Origin of the sequence: Streptomyces narbonensis (genome assembly GCF_014649015.1) — a bacterium.
Lineage (GTDB): Bacteria > Actinomycetota > Actinomycetes > Streptomycetales > Streptomycetaceae > Streptomyces > Streptomyces narbonensis.
This window is the reverse complement of record NZ_BMSF01000001.1, coordinates 408,998-433,671: the sequence shown is the minus strand read 5'-3', so window position 1 is coordinate 433,671 and position 24,674 is coordinate 408,998. Positions and strand designations below refer to the sequence as shown.

Below are 24,674 nucleotides of genomic sequence, written 5' to 3'. Positions count from 1 at the left end.
GACCCGCGCGGAAACGGGCGAGGGCCCGGCCGCGGAATCCGTGGCCGGGCCCTCGCCCGTTCCTCCTGTGCCTGCCGCGTGCTACTTCACGACCGACAGCGGCAGCAGCTTCTTGCCCGTCGGGCCGACCTGGATCTCGGTCTGCATCGCGGGGCAGACACCGCAGTCGAAGCACGGCGTCCAGCGGCAGTCCTCGACCTCGGTCTCGTCGAGCGCGTCCTGCCAGTCCTCCCAGAGCCAGTCCTTGTCGAGACCGGAGTCCAGGTGGTCCCAGGGCAGGACCTCCTCGTAGGTGCGCTCGCGGGTCGTGTACCAGGCGACGTCGACACCGAAGCCGGGCAGCGTCTTCTCGGCGCACGCCATCCAGCGGTCGTACGAGAAGTGCTCGCGCCAGCCGTCGAAGCGGCCGCCGTCCTCGTACACCGCGCGGATGACCGAGCCGATGCGGCGGTCGCCGCGCGACAGGAGGCCCTCGACGATGCCGGGCTTGCCGTCGTGGTAGCGGAAGCCGATCGAGCGGCCGTACTTCTTGTCGCCGCGGATCTTGTCGCGGAGCTTCGCGAGCCGCGCGTCGGTCTCCTCGGCGGACAGCTGCGGCGCCCACTGGAACGGGGTGTGCGGCTTCGGGACGAAACCGCCGATGGAGACGGTGCAGCGGATGTCGTTCTGCCCGGAGACCTGGCGGCCCTCGGCGATGACCTTGACGGCCATGTCGCCGATCTGCAGGACGTCCTCGTCGGTCTCCGTCGGCAGGCCGCACATGAAGTACAGCTTCACCTGGCGCCAGCCGTTGCCGTACGCCGTGGAGACGGTCCGGATCAGGTCCTCCTCCGAGACCATCTTGTTGATGACCTTGCGCATGCGCTCGGAGCCGCCCTCGGGGGCGAAGGTGAGGCCGGACCGGCGGCCGTTCCTCGTGAGCTCGTTGGCCAGGTCGACGTTGAACGCGTCCACACGGGTCGACGGGAGGGACAGGCCGACCTTGTCCTCCGTGTACCGGTCGGCGAGGCCCTTCGCGATGTCACCGATCTCGGTGTGGTCGGCGGAGGACAGCGAGAGGAGGCCGACCTCCTCGAAGCCCGTCGCCTTGAGGCCCTTCTCGACCATCTCGCCGATGCCGGTGATGCTTCGCTCCCGCACGGGGCGCGTGATCATGCCGGCCTGGCAGAAACGGCAGCCGCGGGTGCAGCCGCGGAAGATCTCGACGGACATGCGCTCGTGGACGGTCTCCGCGAGCGGGACGAGGGGCTGCTTGGGGTACGGCCACTCGTCGAGGTCCATGACGGTGTGCTTGGAGACGCGCCACGGCACGCCGGACCTGTTGGGCACGACACGGCCGATCCGGCCGTCCGGCAGGTACTCGACGTCGTAGAAGCCCGGGATGTAGACCGAGCCCGTCTTCGCGAGACGGAGGAGGACCTCCTCGCGGCCGCCCGGCCTGCCCTCCGCCTTCCAGGTGCGGATGATCTCGGTCATGTCGAGGACGGCCTGCTCGCCGTCGCCGATGATCGCCGCGTCGATGAAGTCCGCGATCGGCTCGGGGTTGAAGGCGGCGTGGCCGCCGGCGAGCACGATCGGGTGGTCGACGGTCCGGTCCTTCGACTCCAGCGGGATGCCGGCGAGGTCGAGGGCGGTCAGCATGTTCGTGTAGCCGAGCTCCGTGGAGAAGCTCAGGCCGAAGACGTCGAAGGCGCCGACGGGACGGTGGGAGTCGACCGTGAACTGCGGGACCTTGTGCTCACGCATGAGCTCCTCGAGGTCCGGCCACACGCTGTACGTGCGCTCGGCGAGGACGCCCTCGCGCTCGTTGAGCACCTCGTACAGGATCATGACGCCCTGGTTGGGCAGTCCGACCTCGTACGCGTCCGGGTACATCAGCGCCCAGCGGACGTCGGCGGACTCCCACGGCTTCACCGTGGAGTTCAGCTCTCCACCGACGTACTGAATCGGCTTCTGCACGTGCGGGAGCAGAGCTTCGAGCTGCGGGAAGACAGACTCGGCAGCAGACATCTCGAACCTTCGTGAGCTGGCAGGGGGGCGACTCTCAAGCGTACCCCGGTGCTCAGCGGGTCAGCGCCGCGCGGATCTCCGGGGCCGACGCCCTGGCCCAGGCGCCGGGGAGCTCGCCTTCCGCGGCCGCGGCCGCCGTCTCCTCCCGGCCGTGGAGAAGTCCCCAGGTGAAAGCGGTCTCGCCGGCCGCGTGCGCCTGGTCCGCGAGCTCGCGCAGGGCCTCCCGGGCGACGACGGCGTCCTGGTGTTCGCCCAGAAGCGACTGGACGGACTTCACACGCTTCGCGAACCTCCGTGCGGGCTTGCCGAGGGTGGGGGCGGCGGCGTCGGCCGCGTACCTCGCGCGTTTGGCGGCCTTGCGGGCCTCGTGGAGGGCCACGTCGAGCTCCCGGCCGGGGTCGAGGGCGCGAGCCCGGCCGACCCGGGCGGTGAGGCGGTCGTGGTCCTTGAGGACGGCGCGGGCGAGGACCTTGCGGGCGTCACGGCCGGCGGCCTTCCGCAGGGGCGGGTCGGCGAGCAGCTCGTCGAGGGTGTCGAGCAGGGCGAGGTAGCGGGCCGAGTCCAGCGCGGCGAGGACTCGGCGCCGGCCGCTCCGGGCGTGGGCCGCCGACCAGGTCCGCAGCCGGCCGCGGACCGGTCCGAGGCGCAGGGGCCGGGGCAGCGCGTCGATCCGGCCGCGCAGCCGCTCGGTCAGCACCTCCTGGTCCCGGGCGACGCCGAGCTCGCCGGCCAGCCACTTCAGCTCCGCGCCGACCGGGTCGGTGACGTCCCTGTCGAGGACCTTCCGATACGTCTTGAAGGCGCTGCGCATCCGGCGGCACGCGACCCGCAGCTGGTGCACGGCATCGGGCAGGTCCCGCCGGACGGCCGGGTCGAGCGCGACGATCGCCTCGGCCTGCTCGCGCACGTAGGCGAGGACGGCGTGCCCGGCGGTGCCGGGGGCGGGGGCGCCGCCGGGTGCCGAGGCTCCGGTGGGGGCGAGGGCGCCGCCGGAGGCCGTGTCGCCGTCCGTGGACGTCTCCTTCAGGGCCCTCGACAGCTTGGAGGGGGCCGACGAGGGGCGGATGTCCGCCTTGCGCAGCCGCTTCTCGATCGCGTCGAGGAGCGCCTCGTCCGCGCCGTCCGTTCCCTCGGTGTCGTCGGCCAGTTCGACCTCGATCTCCGTCCAGGCGGCCTCGGCTCCCCCGGGCAGCCGTTCCGCGTGGACGGTGTCGATCGAGAGTTCGGCCAGGAGGGTGCCGTCGGCGGCCTGGAGGTGGCGGACGTCACGGGCGGAGCGGAGCCGTACGACGGGGACGACCTCGCCGTCCCGGACCCGGGAACGCAGAAGCCCCGCCAGCTCACCCGGGAGGGTGTCGGCCAGCGGGGCCCTGATCTCGTCGCGGATGCCGGAGGCGACGGGGAGCTTGAGGTGCCAGCCCTCGTCGCTCCCGCCGGTGCGGCGCCGCAGGGTGATCGCGTCGGCGGCGAGCCGTAGGTCGGGGGTGTCGTAGTAGACCGCGTCGAGCTCCATGACGCCCCGGTCCACCACCTCCGCGACCGCGGGGACCCGGGTGAGGTCCGGAACCCGGGTCCTGCTCGTGGCTTCGTACTTCCGCTCGATCTCGCGCTTCGTCTCCGCCATGAGACGAATCTAATACGCCTGGCCCCGCCCGGCGGGCCCTACGCCGTCATCGGGCGCTGCACCCGGATCGACTGCAGCAGCCCGATCGCCACCCACACCGCGAACATCGACGAGCCTCCGTACGACACGAAGGGCAGCGGCAGGCCCGCGACCGGCATGATGCCGAGCGTCATGCCGATGTTCTCGAAGGACTGGAAGGCGAACCAGGCGATGATGCCGGCCGCGACGACCGTGCCGTAGAGCTCGGTGGTCTCGCGGGCGATCCGGCAGGCCCGCCAGAGGACGACGCCGAGGAGCAGCAGGATCAGGCCCGCGCCGACGAAGCCCAGTTCCTCGCCCGCGACCGTGAAGACGAAGTCCGTCTGCTGCTCGGGGACGAACTGGCCGGTGGTCTGGGAGCCCTTGAAGAGCCCGGCGCCGAGGAGGCCGCCGGAGCCGATCGCGATACGGGCCTGGTTGGTGTTGTAGCCGACGCCCGCGGGGTCGAGGTCGGGGTTGGCGAAGGCCGCGAAGCGGTTGATCTGGTACTCGTCCAGCATGCCGAGCGCCGTGACCAGGACCGCGCCGCCGATGCCCGCGCCGATCAGGCCGAGGACCCAGCGGTTGGAGGCGCCGGAGGCGAGCAGCACGCCGAGCACGATGACGGCCATGACCATGACCGAGCCGAGGTCGGGCATCAGCATGACGATGCCCATGGGGAGCGCGGCCAGGGTGAGGGCCTTGGCGACGGTCCGGTGGTCGGGATGGATCTGGTCGCCGGCGTCGACCTTGGCCGCCAGCAGCATCGCCATGACCAGGATGATCGTGATCTTCACGAACTCGCTGGGCTGGAGGGAGAAGCCGCCGCCGACGACGATCCACGCGTGGGCGCCGTTGATGGTGGCGCCGAGCGGGGTGAGCACGGCGAGGATCAGCACGATCGAGAGCGTGTAGAGGATCGGGACCGCGCCGCGCAGGGTGCGGTGGCCGAGCCAGATCGTGCCGATCATCAGGGCGACCCCGATGCCGGTGTTGAGCACGTGCCGGAAGAGGAAGTAGTACGGGTCGCCCTGGTTCAGCTCGGTGCGGTTCCGGGTCGCGGACCAGACGAGCAGCGAGCCGATGAAGGAGAGCGCGAGCGCCGAGAGCAGCATCGGCCAGTCGAGGCGCCGGAGCAGCGAGTCGCGGGCGGTGAGTTTCGCCAGCGGCCCGCGCTCGGGTGCGTAGCGCGAGACGGAGAAGCTCGTACGTGTCGTCATCGGGTCAGTCCCGCTTTCCGGGGGGCGGGCCCGCGAGTGGCGGCGGGCCCGCGTTCTCGGTGGGCTCGACCAGCTGCGACTTCGGGTCGTACGCCGTGATGTCGGGCGCGTCGATGGTGCCGTCGGCGTTGACCTTCGGCAGGGCCTTCTGCGGCGCGGGGAGCAGGGCCCGCTTGAGGTCCTGGTTGCCCGCGTCGTCGAGGCCGTAGAGGGCGTCGTAGATGTTGCGCACGGCGGGGCCGGAAGCGCCGGAGCCGGTGCCGCCCTGGGAGATCGTCATGACGATGGTGAAGTCGTCGGAGTAGGTCGCCAGCCACGAGGTGGTCTGCTTGCCGTAGACCTGGGCGGTGCCGGTCTTGGCCCGCAGCGGGATCTTGTCCTGGGGCCAGCCGCCGAAGCGCCAGGCCGCGGTGCCGCCGGGCTCGACGACCGAGCGCAGTCCCTTGTCGAGGTCCCTGATGGTCTCGGCGCCGACCGGCAGCTTGCCGTGCGCCGTCGGCTTGATCTCCCGGACGCTCTTGCCGTCGGGGCTGATGACGGCCTTGCCGACGGTGGGGTTGAAGAGGGTGCCGCCGTTGCTGATGGCGGAGTAGGCGGTGGCCATCTGGATGGGGGTGACGAGGACGTCACCCTGGCCGATGGCGAAGTTGATGCTGTCGTAGGCCTTGAGCTGGTTGCCTTCGAGGCAGCTCTCGTAGGCGATCTGCTGGACGTAGGTGCCGCCCTTCTTGCCCTGCTTGCACCACGCGTCCTTGTTGGCCGCCCAGAAGTTCTGCTTCCACTGGCGGTCGGGGATGCGGCCCTTGACCTCGTTGGGCAGGTCGATGCCGGTCTCGGAGCCGAGGCCGAAGTCCCGGGCGGTCCGGTAGAACCAGTCGTTGGCGCCCTTCTTGGGCTTTATTCCGCCATCACGCTGCCACTCCTGGTGGCCCAGGGCGTAGAAGACGGTGTTGCAGGAGAACTTGAGGGCCTCGCCCAGGGTGATGGGGCCGTGTCCCTGGGACTCGAAGTTGGCGAAGCTGCGGTTGCCGAGGCTGTAGGAGCTGCTGCAGTTGTACTTGTCGTTGAAGTCGTGGCCGGCCCGGACGGCGGCGCTCGCCGACACCACCTTGAAGATGGAGCCGGCGGCGGCCTGGCCCTGGATGGCCCGGTTGAGCAGCGGGTAGTTGGAGTTCTTGCTGGTGAGCGCGGCGTAGTCCTTGGCGGAGATGCCGCCGACCCAGGCGTTCGGGTCGTAGTCGGGCTGGGAGGCCATCGCGACGATGCGGCCGGTCTTCGTCTCCATGACGACGACGGCGCCCGAGTCGGCCTCGTACTTGCGGTTGGTGATCTTGTCGGTCTCGCCGCGGACGGTCTTCATGGCCTGGTTGAGCTCGTACTCGGCGACGGCCTGGACCCGGGCGTCGATGCTGGTGACGAGGGTGGAGCCGGCGACCCCGGGGTCGGACTCGGTCTGGCCCATGACCCGGCCGAGGTTGTCGACCTCGTACCGGGTGACGCCCGCCTTGCCCCGCAGCTCCTTGTCGTACGTGCGCTCGATGCCGGAGCGGCCGACCTGGTCGGAGCGGAGGAACGGCGAGTCGCCGTCCTTGGCCTTCTCGATCTCGGTGTCGGTGACGGGTGAGAGGTAGCCGAGCACCTGAGAGGTGCGGGCCTTTCCGGGCGCGGGGTAGCGGCGCACGGCGGCGGGTTCGGCGGTGATGCCGGGGAAGTCCTCCGAGGCCTCGCGGATCGTCAGCGCCTGCTGGGTGGTGGCTTCGTCGGTGACCGGGATCGGCTGGTAGGGCGAACCGTTCCAGCAGGGCTTGGGGGTCTGGGAGTCGCAGAGGCGGATCTTGTTGATGACGTCCTCGGGCTTCATCTCCAGGACGCCGGCGAGCCGGGTGAGGACGTCCTTGCCCTTGTCCTTTATCTTCATCAGCTCGGTGCGGGACGCCGAGACGACCAGGCGGGTCTCGTTGTCGGCGAGCGGGACGCCGCGGGCGTCGAGGATGGAGCCGCGGACGGCGGGCCGGACGACCTGCTGGACGTGGTTGTTCTTCGCCTCGTCCGTGTACTCCTTGCCGTTCCGGATCTGGAGGTACCAGAGGCGGCCTCCCAGGGTCAGGAGCAGCGAGAAGACGAGGATCTGGATGACGACGAGCCGGATCTGGACCCGCGGGGTCCGCCCGGTCTCGGGGATGTTGCTCATACTGCCGGGACCCCCTCGGTCACAGTCGCTTGACTCCCTTGATGCGTCCGGCCCGTGAGGCGCGGCCGCGGGCGGCCTTCACGCGCAGGCCGCCGCGCTGGTTGCCGATCCGCAGGCCCGTGCCGGAGGAGAGCCAGCCGGAGGCGACGTCGGCGCCGTTCGCCCCGGTGGCGTCGGCGAGTGGATCGTTCTCGGCGCGCCGGGCCAGCGCCATGATGAGCGGCACGGTGAAGGGCGCGAGGAGCAGGTCGTAGACCGCCGCGGTGAAGAGCAGGAAGCCGAGGCCCACATGGCGGGCGGCGGTGTCCCCCACGAGGGCGCCCACGCCCGCGTAGAGGAGCGTGGAGCCGACGGCCGCGGCGACGACGACGGCCATGGGGCCGGTCGCCGAGGTCAGCCGGCCGTTCTCGGGCTTGGCGAGGCCGACGAGGTAGCCGATGACGCAGAGCACGAGGGCGTAGCGGCCGGCGGCGTGGTCCGCGGGCGGGGCGAGGTCGGCGAGGAGGCCGGCGGTGAAGCCGATGAGGGAGCCGCTAACGGGGCCGTACACCAGGGCGAGGGCGACCACGGTGAGGAGGACCAGGTCGGGTACGGCGCCGGGGAGTTGCAGGCGGGCGAGGACGGAGACCTGGACGACGAGGGCGACCACGATCAGGGTCGCGGAGAGGAGGATGCGGTTGAACTTCACGGTGTCGCGTCCCCCTGGTCCTGGCCCTGCTGGTTCTCGTTCGGCTTCTGTCCGTCGGCGGCCTGCTGTCCGTCCGGTGGCGGCGGCGTGACCGTGACGGTGACGGTCGGGGCGGGCTTGGGCTTCGGCGGCAGGACCGTGTCGCGCGGGTTGGAGACCGGGGCCTGGACGACGACGCCGACGATGTCGAGCTTGGTGAAGCCGACGTACGGGCGGACGTAGACGTTTCGGGTCAGGCCGCCGCCCGCGGGGTCGATGCGAACGATCTCGCCGACCGGGACGCCGGGCACGAAGGGCTTGTCGCCGCTGGAGCCGAAGGTGACGAGACGGTCGCCCTGCTTCACCTTGGCCTTGCCGTTGAGGAGCTGAACGAGCAGGGGGCCGTCGCCCTGGCCGGTGGCAAAGCCGAGCTCGTTGCTCTTCTCCATGCGCGTGCCGACGGTGAAGTCGGGGTCGTTGGCGAGCAGGACCGTGGACGTGGACGGGCCGACGGTGGTGACGCGGCCGACGAGTCCGGAGCCGTTGAGCACGGTCATGTCCCGCTTGACGCCGTCGCGGGCGCCGATGTCGACGGTCACGGTCCAGGAGAAGCCCTGGGCCGCTCCTATGGCGATGACCTGCGCGCCCTTGATGCCGTACTGTCCGGCGCCGGCCGTCCTGAGGATGGAGTCGAGCTCGCGCAGCCGGTTTCGGTTGCGGTCGTCGCTGCCGAGCTCGGCCTTCAGCTCGGCGTTCTCCTTCTCCAGGGCGGCGATCCGGGTGTGCCGCTCACCGGAGTCGCGTACCGCGCCTATGGCGTTCCCGATGGGGTCGACGGCCGCCGCCACACCGTTCTCGACGGGTCCGAAGACCGCGGCGGCGGCCTGTCGGGCACCGTCGACGGGTGACTCCTGGCCTCCGCGGATGTCCACCGTGATCAGTGCGAACGCGATGGCGATCAGCAGCACCAGGAGCAGCCGGCTCTCTCGTGTGTCCCTCACGTGCGGCGGCCGTGCCTTTCCTCGTGGTTCGTTGTTCGGCTGTACGTGTTCTCTTGTGGGTTCTGCTCGTGTGGTGCGGGTGCGGTACCGCGGCTAGCGGCGCGGCTGGGCGTCCAGGACCTGCTGGAGGGCCTCGAACTCCTCCACGCACTTGCCGGAGCCCAGCGCCACCGAGTCCAGCGGGTCCTCGGCGATGTGGATCGGCATGCCGGTCTCACGGCGGAGCCGCTCGTCGAGGCCGCGCAGCAGGGCGCCGCCACCCGTGAGAACGATGCCGCGGTCCATGACGTCACCGGAGAGCTCCGGCGGGCACTTGTCCAGGGTCGTCTTCACGGCGTCGACGATCGCGTTGACCGGCTCCTCGATGGCCTTGCGGACCTCGGCGGCGGAGATGACCACCGTCTTGGGCAGGCCGGAGACGAGGTCGCGGCCGCGGATCTCGGTGTGCTCGTCCTTGTCCAGGTCGTAGGCCGAGCCGATGGTGATCTTGATCTGCTCGGCGGTCCGCTCGCCGAGGAGGAGCGAGTACTCCTTCTTGATGTGCTGGATGATCGCGTTGTCCAGCTCGTCGCCGGCGACCCGGATCGACTGTGCCGTGACGATTCCGCCGAGCGAGATGACGGCGACCTCGGTGGTGCCGCCGCCGATGTCGACGACCATGTTGCCGGTGGCCTCGTGGACGGGGAGGCCCGAACCGATGGCCGCCGCCATGGGCTCCTCGATGATGTGCACCTGGCGGGCACCGGCCTGCGTCGAGGCCTCGATGACGGCGCGGCGCTCCACGCCGGTGATGCCGGAGGGCACGCAGACGACGACCCGGGGGCGCGCGAGGTAGCGACGCTTGTGGATCTTGAGGATGAAGTAGCGGAGCATCCGCTCCGTGATCTCGAAGTCGGCGATCACGCCGTCCTTGAGCGGGCGGACGGCGACGATGTTGCCGGGCGTCCGGCCGATCATCTTCTTCGCCTCGGCGCCGACCGCCAGGATGCCGCCGGTGTTGGTGTTGATCGCGACGACGGACGGCTCGTTGAGGACGATGCCACGCCCCCTGACGTACACCAGCGTGTTGGCAGTCCCGAGGTCGATAGCCATGTCACGGCCGATGAACGACATTGAGTTCCCCTTGTTTCCCATGAGGATGCTTCGGGCCTTCCCCAGCGAGCGTTGACGGCTTCTCAGGCAGGCGAAACGGTGGCTGAAATGGGTGGCTGAAGGTGGTGCGGCGTGGAGTTTTCCATCGTAGTGCCGCCCGCCCGGATACCGCGCGGCGGTCCACCTCTGTACAGGTGACGGTAGGACGCGGCGATCCGTTCCCGGGATTGGCGTTCATATGCCTGGGGGCGACCGAAATTCCTTCGGTCGCCCCACAGGGTTGTGCCGATCGGCTGACGCCGGGTCAGCATCCGATCGGCACCGGATCAGACGAGACCCGGGAAGAAGATCTTCAGCTCGCGGAGCGCCGACTCCTCGGAGTCCGAGGCGTGGATCAGGTTCTCGCGGACGATGGTGCCGAAGTCGCCGCGGATGGAGCCGGGCGCGGCGGCGATCGGGTCGGTCGGGCCGGCGAGCTGGCGGACGCCCTCGATGACCCGCTCGCCCTCGACGACGAGCGCGACGACGGGACCGGAGGACATGAAGCCCATCAGCGGCTCGTAGAAGGGCTTGCCCTTGTGCTCGCCGTAGTGCTGCTCCAGCGTGTCCTGGTCCAGCTCGCGCAGCTCCAGGGCCGCCAGGCTCCAGCCGGCCTTGCGCTCGATACGGCCGATGATCTCGCCGATCAGGCCACGGCGGACGGCGTCGGGCTTGAGCAGGACGAGCGTGCGCTGGCTCACGGGGGGACTCCTTCGGAAAAGCGGTGTGCGGGACCTCCGAGGCTACAGGTCCCGGACGACCCTCGATTACGCAGCGTCAGGCCCTGCCGTGGCCTGCGCGCCCTGCCCGGCCTGGGACTCGGCCCAGCGGGCCTTGATGTCGTCGACCTTCCGGCCGTAGTGCACCGAGGCCCACCACAGGACGGCGAAGGCGGCCCCGAGGACGTACATGACCGGCACGAAGAAACCGCTGGCGATGAGACCGATCTGGAGCACCCAGCCGAGCTGTACGCCGCCGGGGCGGGTGACCATCCCGCACAGCAGCACCGAGAGGACCATCGCGACGCCGCAGACGGTCCAGACCGTCGACATCGCCAGGCTGTCGTCCTTCATGGCGACGAGACCGGCGAAGCCGATGACGAAGAACTCGCCGATGAGTGTCGAGGAGCAGAGCACGCGCATCGGATTCAGCCCCTTCGCAGCAGCAGCCGGGCGTCGCCGACCGTGAAGATCGAACCGGTCACGAGGACTCCCGCGCCGCCGTACTCGGCCTCTTCCTCCGCGAGGGTGATGGCCGCTTCGAGAGCGTCGGGCAGCCGGGGCTCGACGACGACCCGGTCCTCGCCGAAGACCTCGACCGCGATGGCGGCGAGCGCGTCGACGTCCGTGGCCCGCGGGTTGGAGTTCGTGGTGATCACGACCTCCGCGAAGATCGGCTCGAAGGCCTCCAGAAGACCCCGGGCATCCTTGTCGGCGCTCGTGGAGACCACGCCGACGAGCCGCGAGAAGCCGAACGCCTCGCTGACGCCCTCCGCCGTGGCCCGCGCGCCGTGCGGATTGTGCGCGGCGTCGAGGATCACCGTCGGGGAGGAGCGGACGATCTCCAGGCGGCCGGGCGAGGCCACCTGGGCGAAGGCCCGGCGGACCGTGTCCGCGTCCAGGGTCCGCGCGTGGTCCGCGCCGATCCCGAAGAAGGCCTCGACCGCGGCGAGCGCCACGGCCGCGTTGTGCGCCTGGTAGGCGCCGTGCAGCGGCAGGAACACGCCGTCGTACTCGCCGCCGAGACCGCGCAGGGTGAGGAGCTGCCCGCCGACCGCGACCTCGCGGGAGACGATGCCGAACTCCATGCCCTCGCGGGCGACGGTGGCGTCCGTCTCGACGGCCTTCTTCAGCAGGACCTGGGCGGCGTCCACCGGCTGCTGGGCCAGGATGACGGTCGCGCCCTGCTTGATGATCCCGGACTTCTCGCCGGCGATCTCGCCGGTGGTCCCGCCGAGCCGGTCGGTGTGGTCGAGGTCGATCGGGGTGACGACGGCGACCGAGGCGTCGATGACGTTCGTCGCGTCCCAGGTGCCGCCCATGCCGACCTCGACGACGGCCACGTCGACCGGGGCGTCGGCGAAGGCCGCGTACGCCATTCCGGTGAGGACCTCGAAGAAGGAGAGGCGGTACTCCTCGCGGGCGTCGACCAGCTCCACGTACGGCTTGACGTCCTGGTACGTCTCGATGAACCGCTCGGCCGAGATCGGGGCGCCGTCCAGGCTGATCCGCTCGGTGATCGTCTGCACGTGCGGCGAGGTGTACCTCCCGGTGCGCAGCTCGAAGGCGCCGAGCAGCGCCTCGATCATGCGGGCCGTCGACGTCTTGCCGTTGGTGCCGGTGACGTGGATCGAGGGGTACGCGCGCTGCGGCTCGCCGAGCACGTCCATCAGGGCCGCGATCCGGGTGACCGAGGGCTCCAGCTTGGTCTCGCCCCAGCGGGTGGACAGCTCGGTCTCGACCTCGCGCAGGGCCTTGTCGAGCTCCGGGTCCTCGGGACGGCTCGGCACGGGGTCGCCCTGCGGCGGACCGCCCTGGGTGCGCAGCGTACGGCTGCCGGCCTCGATCACCGCCAGGTCGGGGTCGCGGTTCGTCTCGTTGTCGACGATGTCGTCGAACTGGTCATTCGGGTCGCTCGGCTCGCTCACGGGGCCAGTCTACGGAGGGGCACCGACAGGACCATGGACCCACCCCTTTCGGGACTTTCGGTCCACCGCCCGCCGTATCGGCCCGGCAAACTTGGCGATCATGGACATAGGGATCGACCTCGGCACGGCCAACACGCTCCTCTACGCCCGCGGCCAGGGCATCGTGCTCAACGAGCCGTCCGTGGTGGCGGTCCAGGAGGGCTCGCGACAGGCGCTCGCGGTCGGCACCGAGGCGAAGGAGACGATCGGCCGCACACCGGGGTCGATCAGCGCGATCCGCCCGCTCAAGGACGGCGTGATCAGCGACTACGAGGCGGCCGAGGAGATGATCCGGCACTTCGTGCGCAAGGCGGTCCCGGGCCGCCGCAGGCCCCGCACCCGGATGGTGGTCTGTGTGCCGAGCGGGGTGACGCCGGTCGAGCGGCGGGCGATCGTGCATGCCTCGCTCTCGGCGGGGGCGCGGGCGGTGCACCTCGTCGAGGAGCCGATGGCGGCGGCGATCGGGGCGGGGCTCCCGGTCTCCGACCCACGCGGCTCGATGGTCGTCGACATCGGCGGCGGGACGACGGAGGTGGCGGTCATCTCCCTGGGCGGGATCGTCACGGCCCGGTCGCTGCGGGTCGGCGGCGACCGCCTCGACGCGGCCGTCACCGACTTCGTCCGCAAGGAGCACTCGCTCCTCATCGGCGAGCGGACGGCCGAGGACGTCAAGGTCGCGATCGGCTCGGCGTGGCCGGTGCCGGGCGAGGAGGAGCGGGAGCGGGCCACCTACACCGTGCGGGGGCGGGAGAAGGTCAGCGGGCTGCCCCGGACGGTGGAGCTGACGGTGCCGGAGGTGCGGGCGGCGCTCGACGAGCCGGTGGAGGCGATCATCGCGGCGGTGCGGGCGACCCTGGAGGAGTGTCCGCCGGAGCTGTCCGGCGACGTGATGGAGCACGGCATCGTCCTGACCGGCGGCGGGGCGCTGCTGCCGGGTCTGGACCTGCGGCTGGCCTCGGCGACGGAGATCCCGGTCTTCGTAGCGGACCGGCCGCTGGACTGCGTGGTGCTGGGGTCTGGGCGGTGCGTGGAGGACTTCGACAGCCTCCAGCGGGTCATGGGGAAGGCGGAGCGGGGGCGTTAGGGGGAGCCGAGGCCCGTACCGACGGATCGGGGCGGCCCCCGAGCCCGTACGACGGATCAGGACGGCCCCCGAGCCCGTACGACGGATCAGGACGGCCCCCGAGCCCGTACGCCTCAGCGTTCCAGGCCCGTCGGGAGCAGCGCCGTCACCGCGTAGGCGCCGTCCTCCGCGCGGGCCTTCAGCGTGCCACCCATGCTGGCGACACGCTCCTCCATCGAGAACAGCCCGGTGCCCGTCGAGACCGGCGCCGGGTCCGGCGGGTTCTTCGGCAGCGGGTTGCGCACCTCGATCCGCAGATCGGGGCCCTCCAGCGTGATCGCGACCGCCACCGGCAGGCCGGGCGCGTGCTTGGCAGCGTTCGTCAGACACTCCCGGACGACCCGGTGGACGGCCGCCTGCCGCAGCGGCGACAGCGCCCTGGCCGCGTCGGCAACCGTCAGGTCCACGGGGCTGCCCATCCGTTCGCTCTCCTCGGCGAGGACGGCGAGTCCTTCGAGCCCGGGAGTGGCCGCCTCCCGGTCGGCGCGGCGCACGATCGTCTCGTTGAGCATGAGGTGGGCGCGGCGGGCGGTGTCCGCGAGCTCCTCGAAGTCCTTCTGGCGGGCCTCGCCCCGGGCACGTACGGCGAGGACCTCGGCCCGTACCGCGAGGACGGTGAGCTCCCGGCCGACCAGGTCGTGGACGTCCCGGCCGACCGAGATCCGCTCCTCCTGCACGGCCTGCCGGGCGGCCGCCTCGCGGCGCTGGAACTCCAGGGCGCGCACGAGGTCCTGGCGGTACGCGGCGATGCCGACGCCCGCCGCGAGCACCCCGATCGGGACGACGATGCTCAGGAAGTCCATCAGGGTGGCGCCGTGCCGGGCGGGCCAGCCGGGCGTCTGGAAGAAGGCGCACGCCACGCCGATGTAGAGCACGGTGGCGGCGACCGCGGCCCGCCTCCCCCGGAACCGGCCGATCGAGTACAGCGCGAACTGGATCATGGTCAGCTCGTGGAGCCACCCCATCAGGCCGAGCGCCACGAGGTACGGGACCCACGGCAGCCGGCGCCTGAGCACCAGCGTGGCCGCCCCGGCCGCCAGGACGAGGGTCGCGGTGATCCCGGTCAGCGAGTTGTCGGCGCGGGCGAGGCCCGGCACGTCGAGGACCATCAGGCCGAAGGCGCTCAGCGCGGCGACGACGTCGAGGGCGCGGGGCGAGGCGGCCCACCGGTCCGCACAACGGCGCAGCGCGGGGACGGTGGGGAGGCGGAGCATGCCGTCCATCATCCAAGGTCTTTCGTCCCGGAACGGCGGACCCGAAGTCCCTTCTGGTGTGAGATCAGGCACTTCGCCCACATTGCTGTCTCACTCGGAAATCGCGGGGATGCCGGGCCGGCCCGAGGAGCGGAGCCGCCTCCTGGGGGACACGCGGAAGGGGCCCGGAACCGATGGTCGTCATCGGTTCCGGGCCCCTTCCGTACGGGCTACGCCTGCGGCAGGGTCGCCAGCTGCGTCTGGATGCGGGCGATGTCCTCGTCCGCCTTGGCGAGGCGGCCACGGATCTTGTCGACCACGTTGTCCGGGGCCTTGGCGAGGAAGGCCTCGTTCCCGAGCTTCCCGTTCGCCTGGGCCTTCTCCTTCTCCGCCGCCGCGAGGTCCTTCGCGAGGCGCTTGCGCTCGGCGGCCACGTCGATCGTGCCCGACAGGTCCAGCGCGACCGTCGCCCCGGCGACCGGCAGGGAGGCGGTGGCCGAGAAGCCCTCACCCTCCGGCTGGAGGCGCAGGATCTGGCGGATGGCCGCCTCGTGCGCGGCGAGCGAGGTGCCGTCGAGCGTGAGGCGGGCGGGCACCTTCTGGGCGTCCTGGAGGCCCTGCTCCTTGCGGAACCTGCGGACCTCGGTGATGACCCGCTGGACCAGGGCGATCTCCTGCTCGGCGGCCGCGTCGCGGAAGCCGCTGTCCTTCGGCCAGTCGGCGATCACGACGGACTCGCCGCCGGTCAGCGTGGTCCACAGCGTCTCGGTGACGAACGGGACCACCGGGTGCAGCAGGCGCAGCATGACGTCGAGGACCTCGCCGAGGACACGGCCGGAGACCCGGGCGCCCTCGCCGCCGGCGAAGAACGTCGTCTTCGACAGCTCGACGTACCAGTCGAAGACCTCGTCCCACGCGAAGTGGTAGAGGGCGTCCGACAGCTTGGAGAACTGGTAGTCGTCGTAGAACGCGTCGACCTCGGCGACCGTCTTGTTGAGCCGCGACAGGATCCAGCGGTCGGTCGCCGACATCTCCGAGGCGTCCGGCAGCGGGCCCTCGACCGTCGCGCCGTTCATCAGGGCGAAGCGGGTGGCGTTCCAGATCTTGTTGGCGAACTTGCTGGAGGCCTGGACCCAGTCCTCGCCGATCGGGACGTCGACGCCCGGGTTGGCGCCGCGGGCCAGGGTGAAGCGGACGGCGTCGGAGCCGTACGTGTCCATCCAGTCCAGCGGGTTGACCACGTTGCCGAAGGACTTCGACATCTTCTTGCCGTTCTGGTCACGGACCATGCCGTGCAGGGCGATGGTGTGGAACGGCGGGGTGCCGTCCATCGCGTACAGACCGAACATCATCATCCGGGCGACCCAGAAGAAGAGGATGTCGTAGCCGGTGACCAGGACGGAGTTCGGATAGAACTTCTCGAGGCTCTCGGTCCGCTCGGGCCAGCCGAGCGTGGAGAACGGCCACAGGCCGGAGGAGAACCAGGTGTCCAGGACGTCCGTGTCCTGGTGCCAGCCCTCGCCCGTCGGCGCCTGCTCGTCGGGTCCGACGCAGACGACCTCGCCGTTCGGGCCGTACCAGACGGGGATGCGGTGGCCCCACCACAGCTGGCGCGAGATGCACCAGTCGTGCAGGTTGTCGACCCAGTCGAAGTACCGCTTCTCCATCTCCTGCGGGTGGATCTTGACCTTGCCGTCGCGGACCGCGTCACCGGCGGCCTGCGCGAGCGGGCCGACCTTGACCCACCACTGCATCGACAGGCGCGGCTCGATGGTGGTCTTGCAGCGCGAGCAGTGGCCGACGGAGTGGGTGTACGGACGCTTCTCGGCGACGATCCGGCCCTCGGCGCGCAGCGCGGCGACGATGGCGGAGCGGGCCTCCAGGCGGTCCAGGCCCTGGAAGGGACCGTGGGCCGTGATGATGGCGCGCTCGTCCATGACGGCGAGGTTCGGCAGGTCGTGGCGCTGGCCGATCTCGAAGTCGTTCGGGTCGTGCGCCGGGGTCACCTTGACGGCGCCGGTGCCGAACTCGGGGTCGACGTGGGTGTCGGCGACGACCGGGATCGTGCGGTCGGTCAGCGGCAGCTTGATCTGCTTGCCGACCAGGTGCTTGTACCGCTCGTCGTCGGGGTGGACGGCGACGGCCGTGTCACCGAGCATCGTCTCGGCACGGGTGGTGGCGACGACCAGGGAGTCGTCACCCTCGCCGTACCGGATCGAGACGAGCTCGCCGTCGTCGTCCTGGTACTCGACCTCGATGTCCGAGATCGCCGTGAGACAGCGCGGGCACCAGTTGATGATGCGCTCGGCGCGGTAGATCAGCTCGTCGTCGTAGAGCTTCTTGAAGATGGTCTGGACGGCCTGGGACAGACCCTCGTCCATGGTGAAGCGCTCACGGGACCAGGCGACGCCGTCACCCAGACGCTTCATCTGGCCGGAGATCTGACCGCCGGACTCGGCCTTCCACTGCCAGACGCGCTCGACGAAGGCCTCGCGGCCCAGGTCGTGGCGGGACTTGCCCTCCTTGGCGAGCTCGCGCTCGACGACGTTCTGGGTGGCGATGCCGGCGTGGTCCATGCCGGGCTGCCACAGCGTCTCGAAGCCCTGCATGCGCTTGCGGCGGGTGAGGGCGTCGATCAGCGTGTGCTCGAAGGCGTGGCCCAGGTGGAGCGAACCGGTGACGTTCGGCGGCGGGATGACGATCGTGTACGGCGGCTTCTCGCTCTTCTCGTCCGCCTCGAAGTACCCGCGCTCTACCCAGCGCTGGTACAGCGGCCCCTCTACCTCGGCCGGCGCGTACTGGGTCGGCAGTTCGGTGGTGGGCGCTGTCTGCTGCTGAGTGTTCTCGGTCACGGGGTCAGTTTAGGGGTGTCCTCGCCTTGTGCCGAAACGCTTTGGTTCGGTAACGGTGTGGCCCCCGCCGCACTTCGTGGTCATCGCTTCCGCCAGGATGTTCGGCAGACATAAACATCCTGTGAGGGGAACCTGTCGATGAGCTACAACCAGCCCGGCCCGTACGGCGGCCAGCCGCCCCAGCAGCCCGGGCCCTACGGCCAGCCGGGCCCGTACGGCCAGCAGCCGCAGCAGCCGGGCCCGTACGGCCAGCCGCAGGCTCCCCAGCCGGGTTACGGGTACCCCCAGCAGGCTCCTCAGGGCGTGCCGCCGCAACAGCCGCCGTACGGCTACCCGCAGCAGCAGCCGGGCCCCTACGGCCAGCAGCCGCAGTACGGCGCCCCCCAGGGCCCCGGCGGCTACGTCCCGCACCCCCCGGCCCCGAAGAAGTCCAAGGCCGGCTGGATCATCGGCGCGGTCGCGGTCGTCGCGGCGATCGGCGTCGGCGCGTACTTCGTCTTCGGCGGTGGCAGCTCCTCGGTCGCGGACGACGGCCCGCACAAGCTGACCACCCCGGACACGGTGCTCACCGAGTACAAGAAGAAGCCCGGCGGCAATCAGAAGGACTCCCTCAAGGACCCCGAGCAGAAGGGCGTCAAGAACGCCAAGGACGTCGGCGCCAGCTGGGAGGTGAAGGACGCCGCCAACCCGCTCGGCGGCAAGCTGCTCTCCTTCAGCGGTCTCTACGGCGAGATCGACGACCCCGAGAAGACCATCGACAGCGTCTTCGCGGGCATCAAGGCCGAGGCCGAGAAGGACGAGGCGAAGGCCGACGAGCCGAAACTGGTCGGCAGCCCCCAGGAGTTCACCCCGGCGGAGCTGGACGGCGCCATCCTCAAGTGCCAGGAGGCCAAGTCCGAGGCCAACCCGGCCGAGTCCACCCCGGCGTTCTCCATGACGTTCTGCGTGTGGGCCGACCACAGCACGGTCGGCTTCGTCGTCCCGGTGAACATGGCCGACATGTTCGCGGGCAAGTCGGGCTCGATGGAGGACGCCGCCTCCCTCACCGCCAAGCTCCGCAAGGAAGTCCGCGTCAAGCTCTGAACCTCCCGGTCTCCGACCGGACATGAGAACGAATGAGGGGGTCCCACCTTCGGGTGGGACCCCCTCACTGCGTCACGCTCGTGGCGTCAGGCCGACTTCTCGTGCCTGCCGTCGTTCTTCACGATCCTGGGGACCAGCGTCGGGTTGACGTTGTTCCGGACGACGTCCGCCGTGATGACGACCCGGGCCACGTCCTTGCGGGACGGGACCTCGTACATCACCGACTGGAGGACCTCCTCCATGATGGCGCGCAGGCCGCGCGCGCCGGTGCCGCGGAGGATCGCCTGGTCGGCGATGGCCTCCAGGGCCGGGCGGTCGAAGTCCAGCTCCACGCCGTCGAGTTCGAAGAGGCGCTGGTACTGCTTCACCAGGGCGTTCCGCGGCTCGACGAGGATCTGGAGGAGCGCCTCGCGGTCCAGGTTGTGGACCGAGGTGAGGACGGGGAGGCGGCCGATGAACTCCGGGATCATCCCGAACTTCACCAGGTCCTCCGGCATGACCTCCTGGAACTGGTCGCTCGCCTCGATCTCGCGCTTGGAGCGGATGGTCGCCCCGAAGCCGATGCCCTTGGCGCCCGCCCGCGACTCGATGATCTTCTCGAGGCCGGCGAAGGCGCCGCCCACGATGAAGAGCACGTTCGTCGTGTCGATCTGGATGAACTCCTGGTGCGGGTGCTTCCGCCCGCCCTGCGGCGGTACGGAGGCGGTGGTGCCCTCCAGGATCTTGAGGAGGGCCTGCTGGACGCCCTCACCGCTCACGTCACGCGTGATCGACGGGTTTTCGCTCTTACGGGCGACCTTGTCGATCTCGTCGATGTAGATGATCCCGGTCTCGGCCTTCTTGACGTCGTAGTCGGCCGCCTGGATCAGCTTGAGCAGGATGTTCTCGACGTCCTCGCCGACATAGCCGGCCTCCGTCAGCGCCGTCGCGTCGGCGATGGCGAACGGGACGTTCAGCATGCGGGCCAGGGTCTGCGCGAGGAGCGTCTTCCCGGAGCCCGTGGGGCCGAGCAGCAGAATGTTGGACTTCGCCAGTTCGATGGCGTCGTCCCGGCCCTGCGCGCCGCCGTTCTCGCCGGCCTGGACGCGCTTGTAGTGGTTGTACACCGCGACCGAGAGGGCCTTCTTCGCGGGCTCCTGCCCGACGACGTACCCCTCGAGGAACTCGTAGATCTCGCGGGGCTTGGGGAGTTCCTCCCAGCGCACCTCGCTCGTCTCCGCGAGTTCTTCCTCGATGATCTCGTTGCAGAGGTCGATGCACTCGTCGCAGATGTACACACCGGGACCCGCGATGAGCTTCTTCACCTGCTTCTGGCTCTTTCCGCAGAACGAGCACTTGAGCAGGTCGCCGCCATCACCGATGCGTGCCACGAGGTGCTTCCCCTTCGCCTGGGAGTGCTTGGTTCAGCGACTCCTGGTGCCTCATATTCGACGGTACCTTGCCGGGGCCCCCGTTCGGGCCCCCCTTGGCACGGTTCACATGGACGGGAATGCGTCATGTGCCCCGTGCCGAGGGAAGGTCGGACGTCAGCGCTCCGCGGAGGCGGTGCTCTTGCGGGTCGAGACGATCTGGTCGACCAGGCCGTAGGCGAGGGCGTCCTCCGCCGTCAGGATCTTGTCACGCTCGATGTCGTCGCGGATCTTCTCGATCGGCGTCGAGGAGTGCTTGGCCAGCATCTCCTCCAGCTGCGTGCGCATCCGCAGGATCTCGCGGGCCGCGATCTCCAGGTCGGAGAGCTGCTCGCGGCCGGTGCCACCGGAGGGCTGGTGGATCAGCACGCGGGCGTTCGGCAGGGCCATCCGCTTGCCGGGCGTACCGGCGGCGAGCAGCACGGCCGCGGCGGAGGCCGCCTGACCCATGCAGACCGTCTGGATGTCCGGCTTCACGAACTGCATCGTGTCGTAGATGGCCGTGAGGGCGGTGAAGGAGCCGCCCGGGCTGTTGATGTAGATCGAGATGTCGCGGTCCGGGTCCATCGACTCCAGGCACAGGAGCTGCGCCATGACGTCGTTGGCCGAGGCGTCGTCGATCTGCACGCCGAGGAAGATCACGCGCTCCTCGAAGAGCTTCGCGTACGGGTCGTACTCGCGGACGCCCTGCGAGGTGCGCTCGACGAAGCGCGGAACGACGTAGCGGTTGTCCATCGGCGCGCCGGTGTAGAGGCCGCTCGCGGAGAGGTTGTTCTGCATCTGGGTGTTCACCGTCCTGGTGGCGTTCGGTGGGCTGGGGCTCTGGGGCGGGCTGAAGGCGCTCAGGCGCCCGTGCCGCCACCGCCCGGAACGCCCGCGGCGTGCGTGATGATGTCGTCGATGAGGCCGTACTGCTTGGCCTCGTCCGCGGTGAACCAGCGGTCACGGTCGCCGTCGCGGATGATCGCCTCGACGGTCTGGCCGGAGTGGTGCGCGGTGATCTCGGCCATGCGCTGCTTCGTGCGCAGGAGGTACTCGGCCTGGATCTTGATGTCGGAGGCCGTGCCGCCGATGCCGGCGGAGCCCTGGTGCATCAGGATGTCGGTGTTCGGCAGGGCGAAGCGCTTGCCGGGGGTACCGCCGGTGAGCAGGAACTGGCCCATGGAGGCCGCCATGCCCATACCGATGGTGACGACGTCGTTGGGGATGTACTGCATGGTGTCGTAGACGGCCATGCCGGCCGTCACGGAGCCACCGGGGCTGTTGATGTACAGGAAGATGTCCTTCTCCGGGTCGGCGGCCAGGAGAAGCATCTGAGCGGTGATCTTGTTGGCGATGTCGTCGTCGACCTGCTGGCCGAGGAAGATGATCCGCTCGCCGAGCAGCCGGTTGTAGACATGGTCGCCGAGGCCGCCACCGATGGACGGCTCACCCGCGGCGTAAGGCTTCAGATTCGTCACGTATCCACCTGCTCGTCTCCGACGGCCAAGGCCGTCTCAGCGTCTTGTTCTGAGGGCAGTGCCCTCGTATTCATGGACCCTAACGCGCAGGTAGGACAACGCCATCCCGGTTCCCGAACTGTTCGCTGGGAGCGCAAGGTACGCGCGGGCGCATAAGGGCTTCCGGTACGCCCACGGGCCCGGACGCACAGCAGTGCGTACGGGCCCGTGGAACGGGGTTCGGCGCCGGGGCGCGGAGCCGCTTACTTGTCCTCGGAGACCTCGGCCTCGCCGGTGACGGCCTCGACGGCCTCGGCGGCGGCCTCGACCTCGTCCTCGTCGTCGGAGAGGTCGACGACCTCACCGTTGGTGTCGACGACCTTGGCGGCCTCGACGACGACCGCGAGGGCCTTGCCGCGGGCGACCTCGCCGACGAGCATCGGCACCTGGCCGCCCTGGGCCACGGCCTGGGCGAACTGGTCGGGGCTCATGCCGGAGGAGGCGGCGCGACGGAAGAGGTGCTCGGTGAGCTCCTCGCGGGAGACGTCGAGCTTCTCCTTGTTGACGAGCTCATCGAGGATGAACTGCGTCTTGATGCCCTTCTCGGCCTGCTCCTTGGTCTCCGCCAGGAACTCTTCCTCGGTCTTGCCCTGGAGCTCCAGGTACTTCGCGAGGTCGATGCCCATCTGGCCGAGCTGGTGGTGCTCCAGGTTGTGCTTGCGGGTGTTGATCTCGTCCTCGAGAAGCTTCTCGGGCATCGGGACCTCGACCAGCTTGAGGAGCTCGTCGAGGACGCGCTCCTGGGCCTGGGTGGCCTGGTCGAACTGCTTCATGTTCTCGAGGCGCTTGCGGCTGTCGGCCTTGAGCTCGTCGAGGGTGTCGAACTCCGACGCCATCTGCGCGAACTCGTCGTCCAGCTCGGGGAGCTCACGGGCGGCGACGGTGGTGACCTTGACGGTGACCTCCGCGTCCTTGCCCTCGGCGGAGCCGCCCTTCAGCTGCGAGGTGAAGGTGGCCTCGCCACCGGCCTCCAGGCCCTTGACGGCCTCGTCGATGCCGTCGAGCAGCTCGCCGGAACCGATGGTGTACGAGACACCGTCGGCGACACCGTCGGGCAGGACCTCGCCGTCGACCTTGGCCTCGAGGTCGATGGTGACGACGTCGCCGTCCTGGGCGGCCCGCTCGACGGTGGAGGTCGAGGCGAAGCGCTCACGGAGCTGCTCGACCGACTTCTCGATGTCCTCGTCGGTGACCTCGACCGCGTCGACGGTGACCTCGATGCCGGAGTAGTCCGGGATCTCGATCGTCGGGCGGATGTCGACCTCGGCGGTGAAGGCCAGCAGCTCGCCGTCCTTCAGCTCGGTGATGTCGACCTCGGGCTGACCCAGCGGGTTGACCTCGGCCTCGTTGACGGCCTCGGTGTAGAACTTCGGGAGCGCGTCGTTGACGGCCTCTTCCAGCACGGCGCCGCGGCCGAACCGCTGGTCGATCACGCGAGCCGGGATCTTGCCCTTACGGAAGCCCTTGACCGTGACCTGCTGGTTGATCTTCTTGTACGCCGCGTCGAGGCTGTCCTTGAGCTCCTCGAAGGGCACCTCGACAGTGAGCCGAACCCGGGTCGGGTTCAGGGTCTCCACGGCGCTCTTCACGGTTCGGTCTCCTTGTGGCTGATTCCTGGAATCCACCGTCTCCGCGGTCAGCGGTTCCGGCGGGTCGGCCCGGTCAGAAAGACACACGGGCACGCAGCTTGCATAGTAACCGCAAGCGGGGAGGCAGCCACAACGTGATCAAGAACGCGACTGGTGGGCGCGTGATCGTCCTGGTCGGGGTGGCGGGATTTGAACCCACGGCCTTCCGCTCCCAAAGCGGACGCGCTACCAAGCTGCGCCACACCCCGTCGGTGCGACACGTAGGGTACATGGACGCGGACACTGCGGCGCCCCCCGTTTTACGGGTGTGCGGAAAGGTGCTCCGACCCGCTAACATGCTGTCCGTGCCGCGGTCCTCGTGACCTGCGGCGCGATGCTGTGCGGGTGTAGCTCAATGGTAGAGCACTAGTCTTCCAAACTAGCTACGCGGGTTCGATTCCCGTCACCCGCTCCACGGTCTCGGGGCCGGTCCGGAGAAGTCTCTCCAGGGCCGGCCCCGAGGCGTTTTCCGGTGGCTCGCGAGATGCCGGGTCCGGCGTGCTCGCGCAGACTGGGCTCAGCCCGTCTCCCGTCGCACCGGAGGTAGCGATGAAGGACCTGAAGTTCGAGCGGAAGCGCTCGGTGTCCCGTCTCGAGGCAGCCGATCAGCTGACCGCCCTGGCGGCCGCGCTGCGGGAGGGCGGGGAGGCCGAACTGGAGCTGGGAGCCGGAACGCTGATCCTGCACGTCCCCGAGGAGTTCCGCAGCGAGGTGGAGCTGGAGATCGAGGACGGCGAGATCGAGCTGGAGATCGAGCTCAAGTGGTCGACGCGCGGGGCCCGGACGCCGGCGAAGCCGAGCGCCGCCGTCTCGGGCGGGACCATGGGCGCGAAGCGGTCCGCGCCGAAGCCGGCCGCCACGCAGAGCGCGAAGCAGGCCACGCAGCCCGCCAAACCGGACGCGCAGCCCGCGAAGCCGCCCGCGGCGAGCGCCAAGAAGTCCAGGGCGACCACGACGGCCAAGGCCTCCAAGTCCCGCTAGACACCCCCTGGGGGCGTCCCGTGGCTCAGAACTTGATGGAGCCGACCGTCTGCGTTATCGAGTCCAGGAAGCGCTGGATGTCGTCGGCCATGCCGGTGGAGGCGAGGAAGAAGCCGAAGAGGACGGCGACGACGGCCGGTCCGCCCTTGAGGTTCCCCCCTCGGATCAGCACCACCAGGATGATTGCCAACAGCAACACCACAGACAGTGAAATGGCCACAACTGATCACACCCTCGGTCGGTCCCGCCTTGCCCGCCGGGGAGCGCACGCCTGACACCCCCCGGCTCCATGGTGCCATCAACCCCCCTGCCCCCGTTGCCGGGTGGCGAATCATCCCCTCGGGAAGGGCACCACGGG

General features: G+C 69.9%; 20 protein-coding genes and 2 tRNA genes. 4 read left to right on the top strand and 18 right to left on the bottom strand.

Features of this window, described 5'->3' with window-relative positions:
* Positions 1–81: 81 nt before the first annotated feature.
* From IE124_RS01875 to folC, 10 genes are all read right to left on the bottom strand, one after another.
* The gene (locus tag IE124_RS01875) at positions 82–2,010 is read right to left on the bottom strand and encodes a TIGR03960 family B12-binding radical SAM protein (protein WP_189504075.1); all 1,929 of its coding nucleotides are present in this window, start codon (positions 2,008–2,010) and stop codon (positions 82–84) included.
* 52 nt (positions 2,011–2,062) lie between these two features.
* Positions 2,063–3,634: a CYTH and CHAD domain-containing protein gene (locus tag IE124_RS01870; protein WP_189504073.1), complete on the bottom strand. Its 1,572-nt coding sequence runs from the start codon at positions 3,632–3,634 to the stop codon at positions 2,063–2,065.
* Between the two features lie 38 nt (positions 3,635–3,672).
* Positions 3,673–4,872, bottom strand: a complete 1,200-nt coding sequence (rodA, locus tag IE124_RS01865; protein ID WP_189504071.1) for a rod shape-determining protein RodA — start codon at positions 4,870–4,872, stop codon at positions 3,673–3,675.
* Between the two features lie 4 nt (positions 4,873–4,876).
* On the bottom strand, positions 4,877–7,063 hold the full coding sequence (gene mrdA, locus IE124_RS01860) for a penicillin-binding protein 2 (RefSeq protein WP_189504070.1): 2,187 nt from the start codon (positions 7,061–7,063) through the stop codon (positions 4,877–4,879).
* Between the two features lie 19 nt (positions 7,064–7,082).
* Entirely contained in the window at positions 7,083–7,751 is a 669-nt protein-coding gene (gene mreD / locus IE124_RS01855) for a rod shape-determining protein MreD (RefSeq protein ID WP_189504068.1), read from the bottom strand.
* Positions 7,748–8,731: a rod shape-determining protein MreC gene (gene mreC / locus IE124_RS01850; protein ID WP_189504066.1), complete on the bottom strand. Its 984-nt coding sequence runs from the start codon at positions 8,729–8,731 to the stop codon at positions 7,748–7,750. Before mreC ends, mreD begins: the two co-directional genes overlap by 4 nt.
* Before the next feature lie 93 nt (positions 8,732–8,824).
* Entirely contained in the window at positions 8,825–9,844 is a 1,020-nt protein-coding gene (locus tag IE124_RS01845; protein WP_030317599.1) for a rod shape-determining protein, read from the bottom strand.
* 305 nt (positions 9,845–10,149) lie between these two features.
* Positions 10,150–10,563: a nucleoside-diphosphate kinase gene (gene ndk, locus IE124_RS01840; RefSeq protein WP_055643470.1), complete on the bottom strand. Its 414-nt coding sequence runs from the start codon at positions 10,561–10,563 to the stop codon at positions 10,150–10,152.
* Positions 10,564–10,629: 66 nt separating this feature from the next.
* Positions 10,630–11,004 (bottom strand): DUF4233 domain-containing protein, encoded by a 375-nt coding sequence (locus IE124_RS01835; protein WP_189504064.1) that lies wholly within the window; start codon positions 11,002–11,004, stop codon positions 10,630–10,632.
* 5 nt (positions 11,005–11,009) lie between these two features.
* Positions 11,010–12,509 (bottom strand): bifunctional tetrahydrofolate synthase/dihydrofolate synthase, encoded by a 1,500-nt coding sequence (folC, locus tag IE124_RS01830; protein WP_189504063.1) that lies wholly within the window; start codon positions 12,507–12,509, stop codon positions 11,010–11,012.
* A 100-nt stretch (positions 12,510–12,609) separates the two neighbouring features.
* Here folC and IE124_RS01825 point away from each other — a divergent pair, with 100 nt between their 5' ends.
* Complete coding sequence (locus IE124_RS01825) at positions 12,610–13,632, top strand: rod shape-determining protein (RefSeq protein WP_189504060.1); 1,023 nt, start codon at positions 12,610–12,612, stop codon at positions 13,630–13,632.
* A 113-nt stretch (positions 13,633–13,745) separates the two neighbouring features.
* On the opposite strand, the gene IE124_RS01820 is transcribed toward IE124_RS01825, so the two are convergent.
* Complete coding sequence (locus IE124_RS01820) at positions 13,746–14,885, bottom strand: sensor histidine kinase (protein ID WP_229832021.1); 1,140 nt, start codon at positions 14,883–14,885, stop codon at positions 13,746–13,748.
* A gap of 209 nt (positions 14,886–15,094) precedes the next feature.
* Positions 15,095–17,716: a valine--tRNA ligase gene (locus tag IE124_RS01815; protein ID WP_189504056.1), complete on the bottom strand. Its 2,622-nt coding sequence runs from the start codon at positions 17,714–17,716 to the stop codon at positions 15,095–15,097.
* Positions 17,717–17,854: 138 nt separating this feature from the next.
* Here IE124_RS01815 and IE124_RS01810 point away from each other — a divergent pair, with 138 nt between their 5' ends.
* Positions 17,855–18,799 carry a hypothetical protein gene (locus tag IE124_RS01810; protein WP_189504054.1) on the top strand — a complete coding sequence of 315 codons (945 nt, stop codon included), beginning with the start codon at positions 17,855–17,857 and terminating at the stop codon, positions 18,797–18,799.
* A gap of 86 nt (positions 18,800–18,885) precedes the next feature.
* Here the strand turns inward: IE124_RS01810 and clpX are convergent, their stop codons facing one another.
* The 5 genes from clpX to IE124_RS01785 form a co-directional block, all read right to left on the bottom strand.
* On the bottom strand, positions 18,886–20,169 hold the full coding sequence (clpX, locus tag IE124_RS01805) for an ATP-dependent Clp protease ATP-binding subunit ClpX (RefSeq protein ID WP_015033605.1): 1,284 nt from the start codon (positions 20,167–20,169) through the stop codon (positions 18,886–18,888).
* Between the two features lie 156 nt (positions 20,170–20,325).
* Positions 20,326–20,988, bottom strand: coding sequence for an ATP-dependent Clp protease proteolytic subunit (locus IE124_RS01800; protein WP_189504723.1), 663 nt, complete (start codon positions 20,986–20,988; stop codon positions 20,326–20,328).
* Positions 20,989–21,050: 62 nt separating this feature from the next.
* Positions 21,051–21,668: an ATP-dependent Clp protease proteolytic subunit gene (locus IE124_RS01795; protein ID WP_189504053.1), complete on the bottom strand. Its 618-nt coding sequence runs from the start codon at positions 21,666–21,668 to the stop codon at positions 21,051–21,053.
* Positions 21,669–21,910: 242 nt separating this feature from the next.
* Complete coding sequence (tig, locus tag IE124_RS01790; protein WP_189504051.1) at positions 21,911–23,296, bottom strand: trigger factor; 1,386 nt, start codon at positions 23,294–23,296, stop codon at positions 21,911–21,913.
* Between the two features lie 171 nt (positions 23,297–23,467).
* A tRNA-Pro gene (locus IE124_RS01785) sits at positions 23,468–23,544 on the bottom strand.
* A gap of 132 nt (positions 23,545–23,676) precedes the next feature.
* Between IE124_RS01785 and IE124_RS01780 the strand changes: the two genes are divergently transcribed.
* Positions 23,677–23,750: transfer RNA gene (locus tag IE124_RS01780), tRNA-Gly, on the top strand.
* A 134-nt stretch (positions 23,751–23,884) separates the two neighbouring features.
* Entirely contained in the window at positions 23,885–24,316 is a 432-nt protein-coding gene (locus IE124_RS01775) for an amphi-Trp domain-containing protein (RefSeq protein ID WP_189504049.1), read from the top strand.
* A gap of 25 nt (positions 24,317–24,341) precedes the next feature.
* Here the strand turns inward: IE124_RS01775 and IE124_RS01770 are convergent, their stop codons facing one another.
* Positions 24,342–24,536, bottom strand: a complete 195-nt coding sequence (locus IE124_RS01770) for a hypothetical protein (RefSeq protein ID WP_030684996.1) — start codon at positions 24,534–24,536, stop codon at positions 24,342–24,344.
* Positions 24,537–24,674 lie beyond the last annotated feature (138 nt).

What these genes read in the sequence shown, in the direction of transcription:
- IE124_RS01875 (WP_189504075.1), bottom strand. Translation starts at nt 2,010, where the DNA reads ATGTCTGCTGCCGAGTCTGTCTTCCCGCAGCTCGAAGCTCTGCTCCCG.
- IE124_RS01870 (WP_189504073.1), bottom strand. Translation starts at nt 3,634, where the DNA reads ATGGCGGAGACGAAGCGCGAGATCGAGCGGAAGTACGAAGCCACGAGC.
- rodA (WP_189504071.1), bottom strand. Translation starts at nt 4,872, where the DNA reads ATGACGACACGTACGAGCTTCTCCGTCTCGCGCTACGCACCCGAGCGC.
- mrdA (WP_189504070.1), bottom strand. Translation starts at nt 7,063, where the DNA reads ATGAGCAACATCCCCGAGACCGGGCGGACCCCGCGGGTCCAGATCCGG.
- IE124_RS01845 (WP_030317599.1), bottom strand. Translation starts at nt 9,844, where the DNA reads ATGTCGTTCATCGGCCGTGACATGGCTATCGACCTCGGGACTGCCAAC.
- IE124_RS01835 (WP_189504064.1), bottom strand. Translation starts at nt 11,004, where the DNA reads ATGCGCGTGCTCTGCTCCTCGACACTCATCGGCGAGTTCTTCGTCATC.
- IE124_RS01825 (WP_189504060.1), top strand. Translation starts at nt 12,610, where the DNA reads ATGGACATAGGGATCGACCTCGGCACGGCCAACACGCTCCTCTACGCC.
- IE124_RS01820 (WP_229832021.1), bottom strand. Translation starts at nt 14,885, where the DNA reads ATGCTCCGCCTCCCCACCGTCCCCGCGCTGCGCCGTTGTGCGGACCGG.
- IE124_RS01810 (WP_189504054.1), top strand. Translation starts at nt 17,855, where the DNA reads ATGAGCTACAACCAGCCCGGCCCGTACGGCGGCCAGCCGCCCCAGCAG.
- IE124_RS01800 (WP_189504723.1), bottom strand. Translation starts at nt 20,988, where the DNA reads ATGCAGAACAACCTCTCCGCGAGCGGCCTCTACACCGGCGCGCCGATG.
- IE124_RS01775 (WP_189504049.1), top strand. Translation starts at nt 23,885, where the DNA reads ATGAAGGACCTGAAGTTCGAGCGGAAGCGCTCGGTGTCCCGTCTCGAG.